This window comes from Burkholderia sp. GW821-FHT14F03, from assembly GCF_058803765.1.
The window spans coordinates 28,240-47,303 of sequence record NZ_JBXAPG010000026.1 but is presented as its reverse complement, the minus strand read 5'-3'; the positions used below and the strand labels follow the sequence as shown (position 1 = coordinate 47,303).

Sequence of the window (19,064 nt, the reverse complement as noted above, 5' to 3'; positions counted from 1 at the left end):
TGCTGAATAGCGAAAAAGCCCGCGCAAGCGGGCTTTTTCGCTATTCAGCACATACGCACGCAGCCCGCGCTCATCGCAGCAAAAACCCATAACCAAGCGGATCGTCCTCGTCGATGGTCCAGCGCGCGTGGCCGCAGATCGCCGCCCGCCCCTCGATCTCCGGAATCACGGCCGGCCTCCCCGCCACCGTCGTCTCGCTCATCACGCGCCCCTTGAACACCGTGCCGATGATCGATTCGTTGACCAGCGTCTCGCCGCGCGCAAGACGCCCCCTCAGATAAAGCTGCGCCACGCGCCCCGCCGTGCCCGACCCGGTCGGCGAACGGTCGACTTCCCGGTCCGCGAACACGCAGCAGTTCGCCTGCGTCGAGCCCGGATGACGCGGCTCGCCGTCGATGATCGTGCCGTAGATGTGGTTGAGGTCCGGCATCTCCGGATGCGCGAGCGTGAACGTCGCATTGGCGGCCGCCTTGACCTCCGCGCCGAAGCGCACGAGGTCGCCCAGCGCGGATTCGCGGATCGGCAGCCCGTGCGCGCGCCCGTCCACATAAAAATAAAACGCCCCGCCAAACGCGATATCGCCCGTCACCGCGCCGAACGACGGCGTGCGCACCGTCACATCGCGCTGCCAGATGAACGAAGGCACGTTGATGAAGCGCACCGCGCCGACGCGCTCGCCATCCCACTGCACGAACGCCTCGATGAACCCGCACGGCGCGTCGATGCCGACGCGCGTCTCCGGTGCGACGCGCGTCACCCAGCCCAGCGCGACGGCCGCCGTCGCCAGCGCGATCACGCCGTGACCGCAGTGATCGCTGTATCCCTCGTTATGGATAAAAATCACGCCGAAATCCGCGTGCGCGCTGACCGGCTCGGTCAGGTAGGCTCCGTACATGTCGGCATGTCCGCGCGGCTCGTGCATCAGTGCGCGCCGCAACGGATCCGCGTGCGCGCGCAACCAGCGCCGCCGTTCCACGATGGTCGCGCCGGGAATGCGCGGCAGCCCCTCCGTGACGAGACGAAAGGGTTCCCCCGCGGTGTGCAGCTCGACGGTCGAAAACGTCTTCATGCGATCGCTCCTTCAGATCCGGCCGACGGACGGCACGCAACCGCGCGCGCCGCCGGCCGGTTGATCATTCGACCGGAACCAGCCGCTGGTCCCGGAACGTGAACACCGTCGTCGGCGCCTGCGCCAGTTCGCCTTCGGGCGTGAACGCATAGGTCGCCGCGACACCCCGATACGACCCGGCGCGCAAGGCGGGCAGGAGCTTCGCGGGCTCGACGGTCTGCGCCGCCGCCATCGTGTGCGCGACCAGCATCATGGCATCGTAGTACGTGATCCCATAAGCCTGCGGGTCACTGCCGAAACGCTTCCGATAACGCGCGGCATAGTCGCGCCCCGCCGGCGTGGCCGCGAGCCCCGTCCCGCTCATCGCGCAAAAGACATTCGCCGACGCGTCGCGGGCGATCCTGCCCATGTCGTCGGCGCAGATGCCATCCCCGCCCAGCAGCTTCGCGGTCACGCCGCGCTGCGCCATCTGCCGGGCCATCGGCGCGCCCTGTGGCGTGTAGCCGCCGAAGAAGATCACGTCCGGCTTCCGGCCCTTGATCGTCGTGAGCACGCCCATGAAATCGCTCGCCTGCGCATGCGTGAATTCGCGCGCGACGATCGCGAGCCCGAGGCGCTTCGCCTGCGCGACGAACTCGTCGGCCAGCCCCTGACCGTAGGCCGTGCGATCGTCGACGACGGCGGCCGTCCGCGCCTGCAGCCGTTCCACCGCGAAGGTCGCCATCGATGCGCCCAGCGTCCGGTCGGTCGCGCCCGTTCTGAAGATGTTCCGGTAGCCGAGCTTCGTCAGTTGGGGATTCGACGCCACCGACAGCATCGGCACGCTCGCGGCGCTCGTGAGGCGCGCCACAGGAATCGCCACCCCCGAGTTCTGCGGCCCCATGAACACGGCAGGCCCCTGGTCGAGCAGGCGCTGCGCGACCTGTACGCCCGTCTTCGGATCGGCCTGGTCGTCCTCCGACAACAACCTGAACCGGACCGGCTGGCCGCCGACCACCACCGGATTCCGGTTGAGCCCCTCGATCGCGAGCCGCAGGCCATTCTCGTCGTCCTTGCCGCTGACCGCCTGCGGTCCCGTCAGCGGTCCGGACAATGCAATGCTCACGACCTGCTCCGCGCGGGCCGCGCTCCCTATCGCCCCCATCAGCAGGCAGGCAACGACAATCGGCGTCTTCCCCATCACACCCCTCCAGGTTTGCGCGCCGCCGGCCGGGCCAGGACAAAGGGGCCCTCGCGACACCGCGCGGATGCGGATGTCGCGACACCCGTCGCCGCGGCATCGACGGATCGAATCGATATGGATGACGAAACATAAGCCGCGAGATCCGATCCCGATCTCGCGGCTGATTCGCGGGCTATACCGGCCCGGCGTCGAGCGCGAGCCACGCACGGCCCGGCGCCGCCGGCGCATCGATCCGGAGCCGCCCCGACGCTGCCGCGAGCCGCTCGAAGTCCGTCGCATCGAGGCAGACCACGGGCACGTGGAGGTCGTACAACTCGGCCGCAACGATCGCGCCGATCGCCAGGATCAGGTCCCGCTCCTGCAACACGATGCCCGCCGGCCCCGTGCCATGGCGAATGGCCTCCGCCAGCACGCTGCTGCTGGAACTGGAGCCTTTCGCGCGCGCCATGACGATGATCCTGCCCGCAAGGCTCTGTCCGGCGAGCGGATGCTGCCGATCGATGATCAACCCCGAGGCGGAGTCGTATCCCCCCCAGAAGCTGAGCGGCTGCGCCAGCACGATCAGGTCGGCGCAGGCGCGCCCCGCCACCAGCGCGGCACCCGACCACGCCGCGCCGGCGCCCGCGTTATCGAATCGTTTCGTCATCGAACCACACCCTTCCGTTGATCGCGGACCGCACGCACTCGCGCAGGCTGCCGTATGCGACGCTCACGCCGATATTCGCCGGCGCGTAGGACGCCCACTTGCCCGAATTGGTCATCACCCGCCCGGACATCTGCTTCATCACCGGCGTGATGTAGGTGCAGGTGTCGACGACGATCTGCACGCCCAGGCGCTCGAAGCCGGCCAGCATGCCGGCCTCGGTCAGCTGCCAGAGCACGAAGCGGCTCGTGTTCACATAGAAATCGCAGCCGAGCGGGCCGTCGAGCGGCGCGAGCAAGACCGCGAGCTGCTCGAATTCGGCCAGCGAGAAGTGCGGTGTGCCGAGCGCCACCGCGACGAGCGGATCGCCGGGCGACGCGCTGTTCAGCCGACGCCGCACGTCGACGAGATCGGCCATCGCGACCGCCACCGTTTGCAGCGGCGCCCGGCCTTGCAGCGCCGCGTCCAGCGTGGGGGCCTCGGGCGTCAGGCCGACCGCGTGGAACAGTGCGACCGCGCCGCTCGACGCCGCGGCGGCGCCGAGCGCCTTCAGTTCGTCTTCGGTCGTGTCGGCCGGCAGGCCGACGATCGCGGACACGGTCGCCCCCACGCGCTTGCCGAGCCACAGCCCGAGCGTCGCGAAGTAGATGTCGCGCGACGGCAGCCGCGCGAAGTCCGGCGCCTCGACGACGATTTGCGCGGCGCGATTCGCTTCGACGTGCAGCCCCGCATAGGGCACCCTGCCCGTGATCGCGGCCGCCAGATCGAGAAAATCGCCGTAGCGGCTGGTGCGCGCGCCCAGCACCGAATTGGCGAACACGATCGCATTGGATTCCGCCCATGCGATCTGGTCGCCGCGCGCCGGACGCCGGGCAAGCTGGTAAGGGGCACAGGTGAAGCTCGCTTCGCAGCCGATCTGCAGATGGGCATCCATCAGCCGCTGCGCGTCGCGTCGCACCTGCTGGTCGCCGCGATACAGCTCGGGATGGATGAGGTCGAGCGAGCCGACGTTGAGCGTCGTCGGCACGGCAACGCGCGCGCCGCTGGCGACGAAATACTCGACGAAATCGAGACTCGCCTGGCCGTGATACAGACAACCGTCGATATGAGCGGCGCTCACGTCGATCAAGCGCGGGGCGGACATGACATCCGCCGTACGCGCCACGATCCGCATCGCCCGCGCGACGCCCTCGCCGTGCGCACCGTCCAGCATTGCGCTGTCGCGCCCGCTCAGTTGAAGCATCTGGCCGTCCCGTGGTGTCCGATTCGCCTCACCTCCGCGAGGTGACGTCACGGACACTGTACGGGAGACCGATCAAGCCAACCATAGTGGTTTTTATTTATACCACTTCGCCAACCGCCGCCAGGCCACATCCACGAATAAATCTCAAAATAGCCGCAAGATCAAGGAAATTGCCTCGACAATCTGGATAAGAAAAGATCCAATTTCATGAAAACTGGATCCGCTCTTACCAACATCGATAGCCCCGCAGCGTGAAGCCCCTCCTCCTCACTTGGGCGCGATATCGCGCTGCACCCGGTGTATGTGCTGCTCGACGTAAAACGCGGCGGCGTCGGCATTGCCGTCGAGGATCGCCTCGTAGATCAACCGATGCTCGGCCACGTACAAGCGGATGCGCGCGGGATCGTAGATGCCGTCTTCCTTGAGCCGTCGCCACAGCGGCTGGTCCATGGTCGCCGCGATCTCGTCGGCGATCTTCGCGATGAGCGCATCCCCGGTCATGATCGCAAGCTGCCGATGAAACAGGCGATCGCTCTCATTCCACAGCGCCTGCTGCACGGGATCCGAGACGTCGACGATCGACTCCATCTGTTCGAGATAGTGCTCGGCGAGCGTGTCCCGTTTGCGCCTGGCCGCCGCGAGCCGCACGATCGCGGGCTCGAGAATCAGCCGCACGCCGAGCGTCGCGGTGGGGCTGTAGTCCGCCGCCTCGACGCGCCCGGCGGCGCTTCCCGCCGCCAGCCGGCTGACGGCGTCGTCGGCCACGTAGGTCCCGGAGTTGCGCCGGGTCTGCACGAGCCCCTCGTTCGCCAGCGCGCCCAGCGCCTCCCGCACCGCCGGCCGGCCCACGCCGAAGCGCGTCGCAAGCTCGCGCTCCGAAGGCAGGCGCGCGCCCGCCTCGACATGCCCCGCGCGGATTTCCGCGCGCAGCTTCGCCGCGACCTGTTCGTAGATCTGCAAGGGGCGGAACGCCGCGTCGACGGAAGAGCTAGATGGAGTCATGGTGTTTGACCGGACGGGAAACAGAGGGGCAAGCCACGTCGCAACCGGAAACGCACGGGTTGTGACATTGGTTCCAGACACAACCAATTATGGCGAAATCTTAACGCAAAGCCCCGATGGTGAACGCGCGCGCATCAGTCGATCGTATGCAGCGCGCCTGGATGCCGCCGATGGACTCCAGACGATACCAACACCTAACCATCAGGAGTAATCTGGATTATTCTCGTACCAGAAGTGGCCTAAATTCAGCGCAAGCCTCGCATGAGCGCGGTCGGCTCGTGCGCCCCCCACTCCGCCCCAGGTCAACCCCATGCCTCGTTCCGAACGCAACTTCGATGCCCAGGAAACCGCCGCACTGCTGGACCACCACGCACTTCTCGCCACCTTGCGCGATACCGTTCTCGAATACGACGCCGGCCGCGTCGTCAGCCCCGCCCGGCTCGTCGTCCCGCTGCACGGCGGCGGCGTGATGCTCTCGATGCCCGCTCGCGGCGACGACCTCGCGATCCACAAGCTCATCAACGTTTGCCCGGGCAACGCCTCGCGCGGGCTGCCCACGATTCACGGTCAGGTCGTCGCCTGCGATGCGCACAGCGGACAGATCGCGTTCGCGCTCGACGGCCCGACGGTCACCGGACGCCGCACGGCCGTCATGACGGCGCTCGGCATCGACACACTGTGCGCTCAGTCGCCCAGGGAGATCCTGCTGATCGGCGCCGGCGGGCAAGCCGCCTGTCACGCCGACGCACTCGGCGCGCTGTTTCCGGATGCGGTCCTGTACGTGCACAGCCGCTCCCCGGACGACGCGCGCGCCTTCGTCTCGCGCCACCGCGCAGCGGCGCCGGGCCTGCGCGCGCTGGAAACGGCGCGGATCCCCGCGTCCGTCGACGTCGTCGTGACGCTCACGACGAGCAAGACGCCCGTCTACACGGAAGACGCCCGCCCGGGACGGCTGGTCGTCGGCGTCGGCGCGTTCACGCCGGATGCGGCCGAGATCGCGTCGCACACCGTGCGCGGCAGCCGCATCGTGGTCGACGATCCCGACGGCGCGCGGCACGAGGCCGGCGACCTGATCCAGGCCGACGTGGCATGGAGCAAGGTCGCCGCGCTTGCGGAGCGACTGAAGGAGAGCGATATCGACACGCGCGCGCCCTGGCTTTTCAAGAGCGTGGGCTGCGCGGCCTGGGATCTGGCCGCTTGCCGGGTCGCGCATGCGGCGCTGGGCTGAGCATGGCCGGCGCGCGACGAAGCGGCGCCGGACGTGACGACGCACGCAAGGCAACGATCGGTGTGAATTCGCGGAGCAGACGGGCAAGAGGGTCGAAGCCCTGCTCCAGGACGCATGCGGCCCGTCCGACGAGCCGCGGCACGCGCCACGGCTCCCCGAGCGGCGGTTCAGCTTGCGTCGGCGGGCGATGCCGCGCTTGCGTCGACCGCTTGCGGTGCGTCCACACCGGCTTCGTTCGCCGGCTGGGCCGCAGCGGCAGCCGGTGCAGCAGCCTTGTCCGTGCCCGGACGCTGGCCGGCGGGCCGTTTGCCCTGCGGCCGGCGCGACGCGAGCCGCCGCGCGTGCGCGGCCTGCTGAGCGGTCACCGTGCCCGAGGCCTGCCCTTGCAGATCGACGCGCACCGCATTCTCGACGAGGCATGCCCAATAGCGGCTGCCCTGGCACCAGGTCGCAATCGCCTGCTGCAATTGGGCCTCCGTCATGCCCAGCGCTTCCAGGTGCTGCGCGGCGTCCTTCAGGATGCCCAGCTTGAGCGGCACCTTGGCGGCAGGCTTTTTCGGGAATGCTTGCGGAAACTGTTTCTGCAGGTGCCAGATCGATTCGACCAGCGGATCGACCGGCTCGCGTGGCTCGCGTGGCTCACGCGGTTCGCGCGCCCTCGCGCGCGGCGCGGCAGCCTTCGGCTTGCTCTCGGCCGGCCGCTTCGGCCTGCCGTCAGCCGGCCGGGCTTGCCCGGTGGACTGACCCTGCTTCGCCTGTTTCGTCTGTTTGGCTTGCGCCGCGAGTTGCTTTTTCAACTCGGCAAGTTGTTCAAAACCCATCGTGCAATTCAGTCTGTTTGGTTCATATCGCCGGAAGCGCATGTGGGAAGCGCCACCCGTCCCGTGCCTGATGCACGGTCACGGAACAGCACTGTACAGTATCCCTGCGCGTTTCTCATCCGGATCGCCCGCTGCAACCGGCCTGCCGCAACGGCTGCGCGCATTCTACGCCTAGCGGGCCGCCCCGCCTTGGATTATGCGCATCCCGACGCGCCGGTCAACCGTAATCAAGGCGCCGCGCCGTCTGCCCGGGCGCCGCACGAGCCGGTCGCACGCCCCGTCGGCGGGCCGTCCGCGGGTCCAGCGGCCGCGGCCGCCTCAGCCGGCCGCACCCGCGCGCGCCAATATCTGCAGGCTTTCGTCGACGCTCAGCTCGGACAGCGACGTCGGCTTCAGCGTGTCGTCGCCCGCGCGCCGCAGCACCTCGAGCACGCTCGGCTTGAGCCGCACCAGCGCCAGCCGCCAATGGCGCGCGTCGCATTCGGCCGCGAAGGTCTTGAGCGCCTCGATCGTGGTGCCGTCGACATCCGGCGACTCCTCGAGGCTCAGCAGGATCGTGTCGACCGGCGTCGCGGCCTCGTGCGCGAGTTGCCGCACCCGATTCAGCACGCGCTCGGCGTTCGCGAAGAACAACTGCGCCTCGGGCCGCACGATCAGCACGCCCGGGATCGGCTTCGCATCGGCATGCATCGTGATATCGACGAAGTCGTGGCTGTCGCGCAGCCGGCCCAGCTCGCTCACGTTCGGCTCGGACAGCTTGCGCAGGGTCAGCAGCAGGCTCACGCCGATCGCGGCGAGCAGGCCGTGCAGCACGCCGAGCACGATCACCGCGAGCAGGGCCGCGAGCACGACGAGGCGGTCGCGGCGCCACGCCCAGTATGGCCGGAATACCGCCGGGTGCAGCGAATGGCTGACCGCGAAGATCACGATGGCGGCCAGCACCGCTTCCGGCGTGCGCGCGAGCTGCGGCAACAGCAGCCAGACGATCAACGCGATCACCACGGCCGCGCACAGCCCCGCCACCCGGGTCTGCGCGCCCGCGGCCTCGTTCGCGGACGTGGCCGAATACCCTGCGCCGACCGGCATCCCGTGACACAGGCCCGAGACGAGGTTCGCGCAGCCGATCGCGACGAGATCGCGATTCGGCGATACCGTGTCGCCATGCTTGAGCGCGAAATTGCGGATCGAGCCGTAGGATTCCGCGTACAGGATCAGCATCAGCGCGAAGCCCAGCTCGGCGGTCTGCATCCATGCCGCCCGGTCGAGCGCGGGCACGCCGAAGGCGAGATGCTGGAGGTCGATGTGCCCCACCACCGCGATCCCATAGCGCGACCAGTCGATCCAGTAGCCGAGCGCGATGCTGAGCACGATGACGATCAGCGTCGCCGGCACCCGCGAGCGGCGCCCGAGCACGAACAGGATCGCCAACGCCGCCGCGCCGAGCGCGAGACTGTAGGTGTTGGCATGCGCGAGGCCCGTCAGCAGATCGAGCGCGACATGCGGCGTGTCGCTATGGCTGACCGGCACCACGAGGATCTTCGGCAATTGCTTGATGACGATCGTCAGCGCGAGGCCGAACGTGAAGCCGCGCAACACCGGGCGCGCGATGAAATCGGACATGCCGCCGAGCCGCGCCGCCCCGGCCAGGATGAACAGCACCCCGGTCGTCGCGACGAGGGCCGCGGCGAGCGCAAGCTGCGCCGCCGCCCCCCCGCCCGACTCCGACAGCACGGTCGCGGCCAGCACGGCGGCCGACGAGGAGGTCGACGACACGATCGCGAACCGGCTGCTGCCTGTCAGCGCATAGACCACGAGCCCCGCCAGCAGCGCGATCAGGCCCGCCTGCGGCGGCAGGTTCGCGAGGCCGGCATAGGCCACGGCCTCCGGAATCAGCAAGCCCGCGATCGACACGCCGGCGAGCGCGTCCCGCGCCAGTTGCTCGCCGCGCGGCGCCGGCGGCGTATCGAGCGCGGCGAAATGCGTGACATGCTGCGGCCCGGCATCGGGGCGGTTCGGAGTGTCCATGCGGGCCTCGGCGTACGAAAGGAACAGGGAGCGTCAGGCCTTCGGCACGATCAGTCCGGACCAGCCGGGCAGATAGCGCGCGTCTTGCGCATGCGCGTGATTGAGCGCCGCCTCGAGCGCCTTCGCGAAATCCTTCCGGATGCTGGCCAGCGGAATCTTCGGGCGCAGGTAGTCGGCCCACAGGAATTCGCTGAACGGCGTCGCGTCCTTCGCATAGCCGCCCGCCGTGCGCAGCTCGCCGGCGAGACTGCGATACGGATCGTCCTTGAGGCCCGTCAGCACGTTCGGCAGCCGGGTGAAATCATGGCGCTGCCCGTCGATGCCGAACGGATGCACCCACTGGTTATGCTCCATGATGCGCCAGAAGATCGTCTCGTCGAGCCACGACAGATCCTTGAGCAGCATCGCCTTGACGTCGGTCACGCCCTCCTCGATCAATGCCAGGCCGAGGTGATGGTGATCGACGATGAAGTACTGCTGGTCCGGCCCGAGCACCGCCGGGAACCAGTGCGATTCGATCGCCGCCTTGCGCGCCTTCTTGCTCAGGCTCTTCCAGTGCTTGCGCTTCGCCTTCACCTCGCGATAGCCCACCGTCATCTGCGTGGGCCGCAGCGCCTCGAGTTTTGCGGGAACCAGGTGCACATCGTTGCCAAGCGCCATGATGGAGTCCTTCCGAAACGAGAATGCCGGCAACGATACCGCGGAATCGCGCGGCCGTTAATCCGTTGTGGCCCCGGGGACGTCAATCTTGCGCGAGATCCCCGCGTTCGAGGCGATGCCGGACGTAAGGCCGGCCGTCCTGCACGATCTCCACGCGGCGCATGCCGAGCTTGCGGGCGACCTTGAGCGAGCCTGCGTTCTCGGCCGCGATGTCCGCGATGATGCGCGGCAGCCGCACCGTCCCGAACGCGTGCGCGACGATCCGCGCCGCGGCCTCGCTCGCGATGCCGCGCCCCCAGGCCTCGCGCACGAGACGCCAGCCGATCTCGACCTCGCGGCCACCTTCGGAATAATCCGGGATCAGCAGGACCCAGCCGACGAAGCGCGCCGGGTCGGCTTTCTCGAAGATCGACCAGTAGCCGAGCCCGGCCGGATAGTCGCGCAGGATTCGATGCTCGACGAAGCGCCGATGCTCGACGGGATCCGCCCACGGGCCCGCGATGTGCCGGGTCACCTCGGGATCGCGGTCCATCGCGAGGCAGGCCTCGAGATCGGCGAGCCGCCTCGGGCACAGCCACAGGCGCCCGGTCTCGAACACCGGCAGCGCCGGCCCTTCAACAGCGTGCATGTCGCGCTCCTTGCATTCCTGGTCCACGCATTCCAATTCTTTCAATTAAATTAACTCGATATTAATTTAAAAATACATTTCTTTCATTCGCGATCACCCGATTTAAGCTCTCGCATATCACCCGGCTTATTTTCATAGGGATTAATCCCGATCGGAACCGGCAAAAGCCACGACCGTGCGATGGGCGGCGTACACTCGACGTACCGCCCGCCGCGCGCGCAGCGGGACGGCGCAAGCGATTCCGGCGCGCCTCACCAGGAGACCGCAGTCATGAGCTGGACCCGAGAACAACGAAACGTCACGATTGCGGCCTATCTCGGCTGGACACTCGATGCATTCGATTTCTTTCTGATGGTGTTCGTGCTGAAAGATATCGCAGCCGAATTCAATACGAAAATACCGGCCGTCGCGCTCGCGGTCACGTTCACGCTCGCCGCCCGTCCGATCGGCGCACTGATCTTCGGGCGTCTCGCCGACCGGTTCGGCCGCCGGCCGACGCTGATGGTCAACATCGCCTGCTACTCGCTGCTCGAACTCGCGTCCGGCTTCGCGCCGAGCCTCGCGGCGCTGCTCGTGCTGCGCACGCTGTTCGGCGTCGCGATGGGCGGCGAATGGGGCGTCGGTTCGGCGCTGACCATGGAAACCGTGCCGACCCATTCGCGCGGCGCCGTGTCCGGGCTGCTGCAGGCCGGCTATCCGAGCGGCTACCTGCTGGCCTCGGTGGTGTTCGGGGTGCTCTACCCGTACATCGGCTGGCGCGGCATGTTCATGGTCGGCGTGCTGCCCGCGCTGCTCGTGCTCTACGTGCGCTCGCACGTGCCCGAATCGCCCGCCTGGAAGCAGATGGAGAAGCGCCCGCGCCCGAGCCTCGTCGCCACGCTGCGGCAGAACTGGAAGCTGTCGGTCTACGCGGTCGTGCTGATGACCGCGTTCAATTTCTTCTCGCACGGCACCCAGGATCTCTACCCGACCTTCCTGCGCGAACAGCATCAGTTCGATCCGCACACGGTGTCGCTGATCGCGATCGTGCTCAATATCGGCGCGATCGTCGGCGGGCTGACCTTTGGTTCGCTTTCCGAAAAAATCGGCCGGCGCCGCGCGATCTTCATCGCAGCCCTGATCGCGCTGCCGGTGCTGCCCTTGTGGGCCTTCTCGAGCGGCGCGGTCGCGCTCGCGATCGGCGCGTTCCTGATGCAGATCTCGGTGCAAGGCGCATGGGGCGTGATCCCGGTCCACCTGAACGAGATCTCGCCGGACGAGATCCGCGCGACCTTCCCCGGTTTCGTCTACCAGCTCGGCAATCTGCTCGCGGCCGGCAACGCCACCTGGCAGGCGCAGATCGCGGTCAGCCACGACAACAACTATGGGCTCGCGCTCGCGATCGTCGCGGGCATCGTCGCGGTCGTGATCGCCGTGCTGATCCTGTTCAGCCGCGAACGGCGCGGCATCGACATGACGCAGTCCGCCGCGACCAGCACCGCCGCCTAGCCACACGAAGTGCAGTGCATCATCGTGCGGGGCGCGCCACGGCGCGCCCCGCGCCTTTTCATGCTGCAACGCACCTCAAACTCTAGAGGAATCTATCGACAAAGATGCTTGCCGCCGACCCTCGACGCTTTTTATCTTAATAAAAACGGTTGTTTCAATTACATATTTGAATCGCTTGTTCGCGGGCCGGGAAACCGGCATGGGAGGCGGAACATGGCAGTTCGTCAAGCCAGCCGGCAATCCGGCGGGACGAAGGCGCGCATCCTCGATGCGGCCGAAGATCTCTTCATCGAACATGGCTTCGAGGCGATGTCGATGCGGCAGATCACTTCGCGCGCCGCGGTGAATCTCGCCGCGGTCAACTATCACTTCGGCAGCAAGGAGGCGTTGATCCACGCCATGCTGTCGCGGCGGCTCGATCAGCTCAACGAGGAGCGCCTGCGGCTGCTCGATCGCTTCGACGCGCAGCTCGGCGCGAACGTGACCTGCGAGCACGTGCTCGGGGCGATGTTCATTCCCGCGCTGCAGGCCTCGCGGGATCCGCAGCGCGGCGGCCGCGCGTTCCTGCGGCTGATCGGGCGCGCCTACACCGATCCGTCGACGTTCGTGCGCAGTTTCCTGACCGCGCATTACGCCAGCGTCGCGGGCCGCTTCTTCGATGCGTTCCAGCGCGCGCTGCCGAACCTGCCGCGCGCCGAACTCGGCTGGCGGCTGCACTACGCGATCGGTGCGTTGTCCGGCGCGCTCGCGGGCGCCGAGACCGACAGCCTGATCGAGGAATTCTCGCAGGGCCGCACGATGAACGACGTGCAGCTGATCGCGCGATTGTCGTCGCTGATCGTCGCCGCGCTCAAGGCGCCGATGCCGGACGCGACCCAGCTCGCGATCTTCGCCGCCGTGCTCGGCGATGCGGCGGCGGCCGGCGCGACGCTGCCGCCCGATCTGTGCCCGCTTGCCCAGAGCATCGCGCCGGTTCGCCAGAGCGCCCCCGCCGATACGCCCGAGCCGCACACGACCTGACCCACCCCACCCCGCAGCGCGCGGCGCACGCCGCGCAGCCCGGCGCCGTCGCGCGCCGGCGCGTCGAGATCATCAGCCAGGAGACTCCGATGACCGCCCCCGTCGTATCCGCCGCGGCCCAGACGCCGAACACCGATGGCGTCTGGTATGCCTCGTATCCGCGCGGCGTGCCGCATGAGATCGATCTCACGCAGTACGAATCGCTGGTCCAGTATTTCGACGAGTGCACGGCGCGCTACACGGATCGGACCGCCTATCTCAGCGCGGGCGCGAAGCTCGGCTACGGCGCGCTCGCGCGCAAGGTGGACGCGTTCGCGTCGTACCTGCAACGCATCGGCGTGCGGCCCGGCGACCGGGTCGCGATCATGCTGCCCAACACCTTCCAGTATCCGATCACGCTGTTCGGCGCCTTGAAGGCCGGCGCCGTGGTGGTCAACGTGAACCCGCTCTACACCGCGCGCGAACTCGCGCATCAGCTGAAGGACAGCGGCGCGCGAACGATCGTCGTATTCGAGAATTTCGCGAAGACGCTCGAAGAGGCCCTGCCCGGCACCGTGATCGAGAACGTGCTCGTGACCGCGCTCGGCGACCTGCTCGCGGACGGCCTCAATGCGAAAGGCCGGCTGATCAACTTCGTGCTCAAGCGCGTGAAGAAGCTCGTGCCGGCCTATCGCCTGCCCGGGGCGGTGCGGCTGCGGACGGCCCTCGCGCAGGGCGCGCGCCGTCCGGCCACGCCCGTGCCGCTGACCCGCGACGCGCTCGCGTTCCTGCAGTACACGGGCGGCACGACCGGCGTGGCGAAAGGCGCGATGCTCACCCACGGCAACCTGATCGCGAACCTGCTGCAGGCCAAGTCGTGGGTCTCGGACCAGATGACGGGCGACGTCGAGACCGTGCTGACGCCGCTGCCGCTCTATCACATCTACTCGCTGACCCTCAACGCGCTGATCTTCATCGGCCTGGGCGGCCGCAACATCCTGATCGCCAATCCGCGCGACACCAGGATGGTGATGAAGATCCTGCGCAACGAAACCTTCACGGGGATCACCGGCATCAACACGCTCTACAACGCGTTCCTCGACAACGAGGAATTCCGGCGCCGCGACTTCTCGCAGCTCAAGCTCGCGATGGCGGGCGGCATGGCGATGCAGCGCTCGGTCGCGGAGCGTTTCAAGACGGTCACCGGTTGCCCGATCGTCGAAGGCTACGGGCTCACCGAGTGCTCGCCGATCGTCACGATGAACCCGGTCGACCTGCAGGACATGCACGATTTCAGCGGCTCGATCGGCCTGCCCGCGCCGTCGACCCGGGTGCGCCTGCGCAAGGAGGACGGCAGCTGGGCGAACCTCGGCGAACCGGGCGAGCTGTGCGTGCAGGGGCCGCAGGTGATGCGCGGCTACTGGCAGCGCCCCGACGAGACCGCGAAGGTGATCGACGCCGAGGGCTGGTTCTCGACCGGCGACATCGGCGTGATGGACGACAAGGGCTTTGTCCGCCTGATCGACCGCAAGAAGGACATGATCCTGGTGTCGGGCTTCAACGTCTATCCGAACGAGATCGAGGAGGTCCTGGTGATGCACCCCGGCATCCGGGAAGCGGCCGCGATCGGCGTGCCGGACCCGGTGCAGGGCGAGCGGGTCAAGGTGTTCGTGGTGCCGCGCGACGCGTCGCTGACGGTCGACGAGGTGCTCGCCCACTGCCGCAAGAACCTGACCGGCTACAAGACCCCGAAACTGGTGGAGTTCCGCGACGCGCTGCCTCAGACCAACGTCGGGAAAATCCTGCGCCGCGCGCTGCGCGATGAGGCGCTGGCGAAACTTGCGAGCCGAAAGGAGCACTAAGCAGTTTTGTCGGCCTATTTCCGGGAGGCAGGGATGACACAGATCGAAGCACGCGGCACGTCCGCGCAACGGCTGCGCAAGCGGCTCGCGGCCACGGCGCTGGCGGGCGCCCTCGCACTCGCGGCAGGCCCGGCGGCGGCGGACGCAACGCCCGCCGCCGAAGCGGCCGCCCTGCCGCCGGACCTCGCGAAGGTCGTGAAGCTGCCGGTCGAGCAGCAATCGCGCTGGCTGCGCACGGCCGCTCGCCAGGGCACGCTGGAAAAACTCGACGACGCGACGCTGACCGCCCTGTTCACCGCGCTCGATCCGCTCGCTGTGCCCGGCTATATCGCCGCGGGTCCGAATGGCTACCCGTCCTACGAATTCACGATGCGGCGCGAGGAGCGGATCCGCGGCAAATGGCCGGATACGCCGGACCACATGCTCGTGCGGACCACGCGCGAGCCGCTGCGGATCTACGCGAAATGGCTGCCGGACGGCGCGCACGCGGGCCAGGAAACGATCTACGACGCCACCAAGCGCAGCGACGAGATGTACGGGCACCTGGGCGGCCTGCTCGGCAAGATCCCCATGTGGACCGCGATCGACGGCACACTCGCGCGCTCGCAGTCGAACCATCAGGTTCGCGACCTCGGCACCGAGTACATCGCCAACCAATACCTGACCGAAGGGAAGAAGTACCTGGAAGCCGGAGTGAGCCGGCCGACCCATGTCGAAGTGAAGACGCTCGGCGGCGTGCGCGTCGTCGCGCTGACCTACGAGACGCCGACCGGCCGGCCGCAGTTCTATGCGAAGAAGGAAACGCTCGGGCTCGACCTGCGCCAGCCCTATTTCCGGACCGTCGAGTCCTATGACAACGACGGACGGATCTTCGAGCGGATCGTGTTCGAGAAGATCGCGCCGAAACCCTTCGACGATGCGACCTTCGACCCGAAGAATCCCGAGTACAAGTTCTGACCGCCGCCATACGACGCGACATCGGGCCGCGCCGCCGCCCACGCCGCGAGGCGGGCCGCCCGCGCCCGTTCGCCCCCGCGCGTCGCGCCCGGCGCAAGCACGGCGCAGCCGGTCCGCCTCGCCGTCACGCCCCTGTCACGGGCGCGCGCGGCCCGCGCCGTCGCGGCCACGGTCACATCGCCGTCGCGCCCCGCCGGACGGCGTTCGGCCGAACGGACAAATCGCGCAAACCGGCCCAAGCGTCTATAGTGGGTAACGGTTAGACACAAACACACGCGCACGCACCTGGGTCGAACAGGGTAAAATCCCGCCAAACACGGTGCGCTTTGCGCGCCGCGCTAACGCATAACTCTCATCTGACGCCGGCTCCTGCCGCTTCTCAATGGCCAATCCTGCAGAATCCCATCCGCAAAACGACTTCATCAACGCCGCGCGCAAGGAGCGCAAACGCGTCGAAATCTATCTCGTCAACGGCATTCGCCTCACGGGATGCATCGAGTCGTTCGATCAGTACCTGGTGATGCTGCGCACGCCCGTCGGTCTGCAAGGCATCTACAAGCGCGCAATTTCGACGATCCAGCTCGACACCGGCGGTTCCCGCCCGGGCGGCCCGCGCGGGCCGCGCACGGGTGGTCACGGCGGTGGCCGCCCCGGCGGCCGCGAAGGCGGTGGCCACAGCCCGTACGGCTCGCATGGCGGCGGTCGCGAATCGCGCGGTGACGGCTACCCGCCGCGCGAATCCCGCGGCGACGGCTACGCCCCGCGCGAGCCCCGTGAGCCGCGCGGCGACTACACCCCGCGCGAGCCCCGCGACACCTCGTATGGCGCGCCGCACGATGGCGCGGGCGGCGCCCCGTCCGCGCCGGAGCGCAGCAACAACGGCGCCGGCCCCGTGATCGTCACGCGCCGCCGCCGCCCGCTCGGCCCGACCGACAGCGAATAAGCCGCGCGCGGCAGCAAAAAAGGCAGGCCATCGGGCCTGCCTTTTCTTTTTGTCCGGCTGTTTCGCTTGCCGCGGGTCCGATGAAACGAAACCCGCAGGCTTCGTTCCCCGTTTTCAGACCCCGCTCAGTGCGTGTTCGGCAAACCCGCGTCGGCCTGCCGCTGCAGCGAACGGACCTGCTGTTGCAACTGCCGCAGCTGCGCCTGCAACGCTTCCTTCTGCGCCTGCAACGCCGCGGCTTCGTTGCGCGTCGCCTTCTGGCGGTTCGCGACCGCCGTCTGCTGCTCGCGCGCGACGCTCAAGTCGGCCTGCAGGCGGCTCGCCCGCTGCTGCACGACCGCGATCTGGCGATCGGTCTGCGCCTTTTGCGATTCCAGCCGGGCCGACTGCAATTCGGTCGTGGCCAACGACTCCGCCTGCCGGGAGAAATCGCGGTAGATCGCCTCGGCGCGCACCTCGTTGGTGGTCTTGATCACGCGCCAGAATGCCTTTTGCTGGAACAGCGCGACGAAATAGGTGCCTTCCTTGATATTGAACAACAGGCTCGCGCCGTAGCTGCCGTTGTACGCAGTACGCATCTCGGTCAGGTCGTGCGACTGGATCTGGCGTTGCAGATCGTCGATCGTGCTCTGCGCGCTCGCGTCGGGCTGCACGGGCTGCGGGTTCGTCGCGGGCAACGGTTGCGGGGCGGCCGTCGACAGGTTCAGCACACCGGCGGCAGGCGCCGCGGCCGCTGCGGGCGCGGCTGCCGAATCGCTGTCCAATGCCTGCGCCTGAGCGCCTTGCATCCCTCCCATCGCTGCCAGCGCTGCCAGCGCAATGAATGCGCTCCCCAATACCCTTTTATGGCTCATTTAGAGATTCCCGCACAGATTAATTTTAATTCTGCCTACAAGCTTCCTATTATCACTCACTTTCGCGGGCTTCGGGCTCTTCGTCGAAAATCTGATACTTGCGCATCTTCTCCCACAGCACCTTGCGGCTGATGCCCAGCTGCTGCGCGGTGTCCTGGCGCCGCCAGCCGTTCGCGTCGAGCGCGGCGATCACGCGGCTGCGCTCCGTCATGTCCCATTTGCTGCGATCGACGAAGACCTCCGCCGCGCTCTCGGCGGGCACCGGCTGCGCGGCGCTGCGCGCGTGCGCGACGAGCCGCTGCAGCCGCGCCGCGTCCCAACCGCCCGTCTGCCGCACCGTCACCCCGACCCGCTCCGCCAGGTTGTGCAGCTCCCGCACGTTGCCCGGGAAATAGGTATCGGCGACCGCGTCGGCGAGCCAGTACGGCAAATCCGGCAGCGCGGCGAGCCGCTCCTCGCCGACCACCGACGCCACGAACGACTTGAACAGCGCGATCTTGTCGACCGCGCCGCGCTCCTCGAGCGAGGGGATCGACAGCTCGATCACCGCAAGCCGGTAATAGAGATCCGCGCGGAACAGCCCGTCCTTGACCAGTTGCGGCAGCTTCTTGTTGCTCGCCGCGACCAGCCGGAAATCGACCGTCACGGGCGTCACCGCGCCGACCCGCAGCACCGCGCCGTCCTCCAGCACCCGCAGCAGCTTGACCTGCTGGTAAAGCGGCAAATCGCCGACTTCGTCGAGGAACAGCGTGCCGCCCGCCGCCTGCTCGAAATACCCTTTATGCGCAACAACCGCGCCCGTAAACGAGCCTTTCGCGTGGCCGAAGAACAGCGACTCGAACAGGCCATCGGGGATCGCGCCGCAATTGACCGGCACGAATTCGCCGAGCCGGTAGCGCGAATGCTTGTCGTGCAGCAACTGCGCGATGCGCTCCTTGCCGACGCCGGTTTCGCCGTGCAGCAGGACGTTGGTGTCGCAGTCGGCGAACATGTCGACTTCCTGCAACAGCGCCTGCATGCATTCGGAATGCGCGACGAGCGCGCTCGGCGCGAGCGTCTTCGCGGCGTGCGCACGCAGCTGGGTCGCGAGCTTCGAAATCATGCCGCGCAGTTCCGCGCAGGTGAAATCGAGCGGCAGGATGTGCGAGTAGTCGGGCGGATACTGGGAAGCGTCGTGGCCGCGGGCGGCGCCCACCCACACGACCGGCATGCCGATGTTGGCCTGCCAGTCGCGCAGGAACGCCGCGCCGCTCTCGATCATGCTGACGCTGATGATCGCGAGCGAGGGGCGCAGCGCGGTGCGCTCCGGCGACAGCACGACGCTGTCCGCGCGGATCACCTCGACATCGAAGCTCGCCATGCAGCGGGCGACCCGGTCGACGATATCGGCCTTGCCTTCCCAGACATACAGATCAAGCTCTTCGATTGCGTTCGTGTTTCTCATCGTAAGCGACTATCT

General features: G+C 67.8%; 17 protein-coding genes. 6 read left to right on the top strand and 11 right to left on the bottom strand.

The window, feature by feature from the left end:
* Positions 1-70: 70 nt before the first annotated feature.
* The 5 genes from lhpH to AC1RQF_RS18775 form a co-directional block, all read right to left on the bottom strand.
* On the bottom strand, positions 71-1,069 hold the full coding sequence (gene lhpH / locus AC1RQF_RS18795; protein WP_492872676.1) for a trans-3-hydroxy-L-proline dehydratase: 999 nt from the start codon (positions 1,067-1,069) through the stop codon (positions 71-73).
* Between the two features lie 64 nt (positions 1,070-1,133).
* A complete protein-coding gene (locus tag AC1RQF_RS18790) occupies positions 1,134-2,249 on the bottom strand; it encodes a branched-chain amino acid ABC transporter substrate-binding protein (RefSeq protein WP_492872675.1) in 1,116 nt (371 codons plus the stop codon).
* Positions 2,250-2,424: 175 nt separating this feature from the next.
* The gene (locus tag AC1RQF_RS18785) at positions 2,425-2,898 is read right to left on the bottom strand and encodes an aconitase X swivel domain-containing protein (RefSeq protein ID WP_274003505.1); all 474 of its coding nucleotides are present in this window, start codon (positions 2,896-2,898) and stop codon (positions 2,425-2,427) included.
* Positions 2,879-4,138 (bottom strand): aconitase X, encoded by a 1,260-nt coding sequence (locus AC1RQF_RS18780; protein WP_492872674.1) that lies wholly within the window; start codon positions 4,136-4,138, stop codon positions 2,879-2,881. The genes AC1RQF_RS18785 and AC1RQF_RS18780 overlap by 20 nt, the downstream gene beginning before the upstream one ends.
* A 267-nt stretch (positions 4,139-4,405) precedes the next feature.
* Entirely contained in the window at positions 4,406-5,140 is a 735-nt protein-coding gene (locus AC1RQF_RS18775; protein WP_274003509.1) for a FadR/GntR family transcriptional regulator, read from the bottom strand.
* A 310-nt stretch (positions 5,141-5,450) separates the two neighbouring features.
* Between AC1RQF_RS18775 and lhpI the strand changes: the two genes are divergently transcribed.
* Positions 5,451-6,368 carry a bifunctional Delta(1)-pyrroline-2-carboxylate/Delta(1)-piperideine-2-carboxylate reductase gene (gene lhpI, locus AC1RQF_RS18770; protein ID WP_492872673.1) on the top strand — a complete coding sequence of 306 codons (918 nt, stop codon included), beginning with the start codon at positions 5,451-5,453 and terminating at the stop codon, positions 6,366-6,368.
* A gap of 167 nt (positions 6,369-6,535) precedes the next feature.
* Here the strand turns inward: lhpI and AC1RQF_RS18765 are convergent, their stop codons facing one another.
* From AC1RQF_RS18765 to AC1RQF_RS18750, 4 genes are all read right to left on the bottom strand, one after another.
* On the bottom strand, positions 6,536-7,189 hold the full coding sequence (locus AC1RQF_RS18765) for a ProQ/FinO family protein (protein WP_492872672.1): 654 nt from the start codon (positions 7,187-7,189) through the stop codon (positions 6,536-6,538).
* Positions 7,190-7,507: 318 nt separating this feature from the next.
* Entirely contained in the window at positions 7,508-9,214 is a 1,707-nt protein-coding gene (locus tag AC1RQF_RS18760) for a SulP family inorganic anion transporter (protein ID WP_274003514.1), read from the bottom strand.
* A gap of 33 nt (positions 9,215-9,247) precedes the next feature.
* Positions 9,248-9,874: a ParB-like protein gene (locus AC1RQF_RS18755; RefSeq protein ID WP_274003517.1), complete on the bottom strand. Its 627-nt coding sequence runs from the start codon at positions 9,872-9,874 to the stop codon at positions 9,248-9,250.
* Between the two features lie 82 nt (positions 9,875-9,956).
* Positions 9,957-10,502: a GNAT family N-acetyltransferase gene (locus AC1RQF_RS18750; protein WP_274003519.1), complete on the bottom strand. Its 546-nt coding sequence runs from the start codon at positions 10,500-10,502 to the stop codon at positions 9,957-9,959.
* 270 nt (positions 10,503-10,772) lie between these two features.
* On the opposite strand from AC1RQF_RS18750, the gene AC1RQF_RS18745 reads away from it, so the two are divergent.
* The 5 genes from AC1RQF_RS18745 to hfq all read left to right on the top strand — a co-directional run bounded on the left by AC1RQF_RS18745 (position 10,773) and on the right by hfq (position 16,751).
* Positions 10,773-11,990, top strand: coding sequence for an MFS transporter (locus AC1RQF_RS18745; protein WP_274003520.1), 1,218 nt, complete (start codon positions 10,773-10,775; stop codon positions 11,988-11,990).
* A gap of 213 nt (positions 11,991-12,203) precedes the next feature.
* Positions 12,204-13,010 carry a TetR/AcrR family transcriptional regulator gene (locus tag AC1RQF_RS18740; protein WP_274003522.1) on the top strand — a complete coding sequence of 269 codons (807 nt, stop codon included), beginning with the start codon at positions 12,204-12,206 and terminating at the stop codon, positions 13,008-13,010.
* 89 nt (positions 13,011-13,099) lie between these two features.
* Entirely contained in the window at positions 13,100-14,851 is a 1,752-nt protein-coding gene (locus AC1RQF_RS18735; protein WP_492872671.1) for an AMP-binding protein, read from the top strand.
* A 33-nt stretch (positions 14,852-14,884) separates the two neighbouring features.
* The gene (locus AC1RQF_RS18730; protein ID WP_492872670.1) at positions 14,885-15,808 is read left to right on the top strand and encodes a DUF1571 domain-containing protein; all 924 of its coding nucleotides are present in this window, start codon (positions 14,885-14,887) and stop codon (positions 15,806-15,808) included.
* 382 nt (positions 15,809-16,190) lie between these two features.
* A complete protein-coding gene (hfq, locus tag AC1RQF_RS18725; RefSeq protein WP_274003526.1) occupies positions 16,191-16,751 on the top strand; it encodes an RNA chaperone Hfq in 561 nt (186 codons plus the stop codon).
* Between the two features lie 125 nt (positions 16,752-16,876).
* Here the strand turns inward: hfq and AC1RQF_RS18720 are convergent, their stop codons facing one another.
* On the bottom strand, positions 16,877-17,605 hold the full coding sequence (locus tag AC1RQF_RS18720; protein ID WP_492872669.1) for a DUF2968 domain-containing protein: 729 nt from the start codon (positions 17,603-17,605) through the stop codon (positions 16,877-16,879).
* Positions 17,606-17,657: 52 nt separating this feature from the next.
* Positions 17,658-19,049, bottom strand: coding sequence for a sigma 54-interacting transcriptional regulator (locus tag AC1RQF_RS18715; protein ID WP_274003531.1), 1,392 nt, complete (start codon positions 19,047-19,049; stop codon positions 17,658-17,660).
* Between the last annotated feature and the right edge of the window lie 15 nt (positions 19,050-19,064).

Excerpts from the sequence above, each read along its gene's own strand:
- AC1RQF_RS18745 (WP_274003520.1), top strand. The coding sequence starts at position 10,773 with ATGAGCTGGACCCGAGAACAACGAAACGTCACGATTGCGGCCTATCTC.
- lhpH (WP_492872676.1), bottom strand. The coding sequence starts at position 1,069 with ATGAAGACGTTTTCGACCGTCGAGCTGCACACCGCGGGGGAACCCTTT.
- AC1RQF_RS18750 (WP_274003519.1), bottom strand. The coding sequence starts at position 10,502 with ATGCACGCTGTTGAAGGGCCGGCGCTGCCGGTGTTCGAGACCGGGCGC.
- AC1RQF_RS18765 (WP_492872672.1), bottom strand. The coding sequence starts at position 7,189 with ATGGGTTTTGAACAACTTGCCGAGTTGAAAAAGCAACTCGCGGCGCAA.
- AC1RQF_RS18730 (WP_492872670.1), top strand. The coding sequence starts at position 14,885 with ATGACACAGATCGAAGCACGCGGCACGTCCGCGCAACGGCTGCGCAAG.
- AC1RQF_RS18735 (WP_492872671.1), top strand. The coding sequence starts at position 13,100 with ATGACCGCCCCCGTCGTATCCGCCGCGGCCCAGACGCCGAACACCGAT.
- AC1RQF_RS18780 (WP_492872674.1), bottom strand. The coding sequence starts at position 4,138 with ATGCTTCAACTGAGCGGGCGCGACAGCGCAATGCTGGACGGTGCGCAC.
- hfq (WP_274003526.1), top strand. The coding sequence starts at position 16,191 with ATGGCCAATCCTGCAGAATCCCATCCGCAAAACGACTTCATCAACGCC.
- AC1RQF_RS18785 (WP_274003505.1), bottom strand. The coding sequence starts at position 2,898 with ATGACGAAACGATTCGATAACGCGGGCGCCGGCGCGGCGTGGTCGGGT.
- AC1RQF_RS18790 (WP_492872675.1), bottom strand. The coding sequence starts at position 2,249 with ATGGGGAAGACGCCGATTGTCGTTGCCTGCCTGCTGATGGGGGCGATA.
- lhpI (WP_492872673.1), top strand. The coding sequence starts at position 5,451 with ATGCCTCGTTCCGAACGCAACTTCGATGCCCAGGAAACCGCCGCACTG.
- AC1RQF_RS18715 (WP_274003531.1), bottom strand. The coding sequence starts at position 19,049 with ATGAGAAACACGAACGCAATCGAAGAGCTTGATCTGTATGTCTGGGAA.
- AC1RQF_RS18720 (WP_492872669.1), bottom strand. The coding sequence starts at position 17,605 with ATGAGCCATAAAAGGGTATTGGGGAGCGCATTCATTGCGCTGGCAGCG.
- AC1RQF_RS18775 (WP_274003509.1), bottom strand. The coding sequence starts at position 5,140 with ATGACTCCATCTAGCTCTTCCGTCGACGCGGCGTTCCGCCCCTTGCAG.
- AC1RQF_RS18755 (WP_274003517.1), bottom strand. The coding sequence starts at position 9,874 with ATGGCGCTTGGCAACGATGTGCACCTGGTTCCCGCAAAACTCGAGGCG.
- AC1RQF_RS18740 (WP_274003522.1), top strand. The coding sequence starts at position 12,204 with ATGGCAGTTCGTCAAGCCAGCCGGCAATCCGGCGGGACGAAGGCGCGC.
- AC1RQF_RS18760 (WP_274003514.1), bottom strand. The coding sequence starts at position 9,214 with ATGGACACTCCGAACCGCCCCGATGCCGGGCCGCAGCATGTCACGCAT.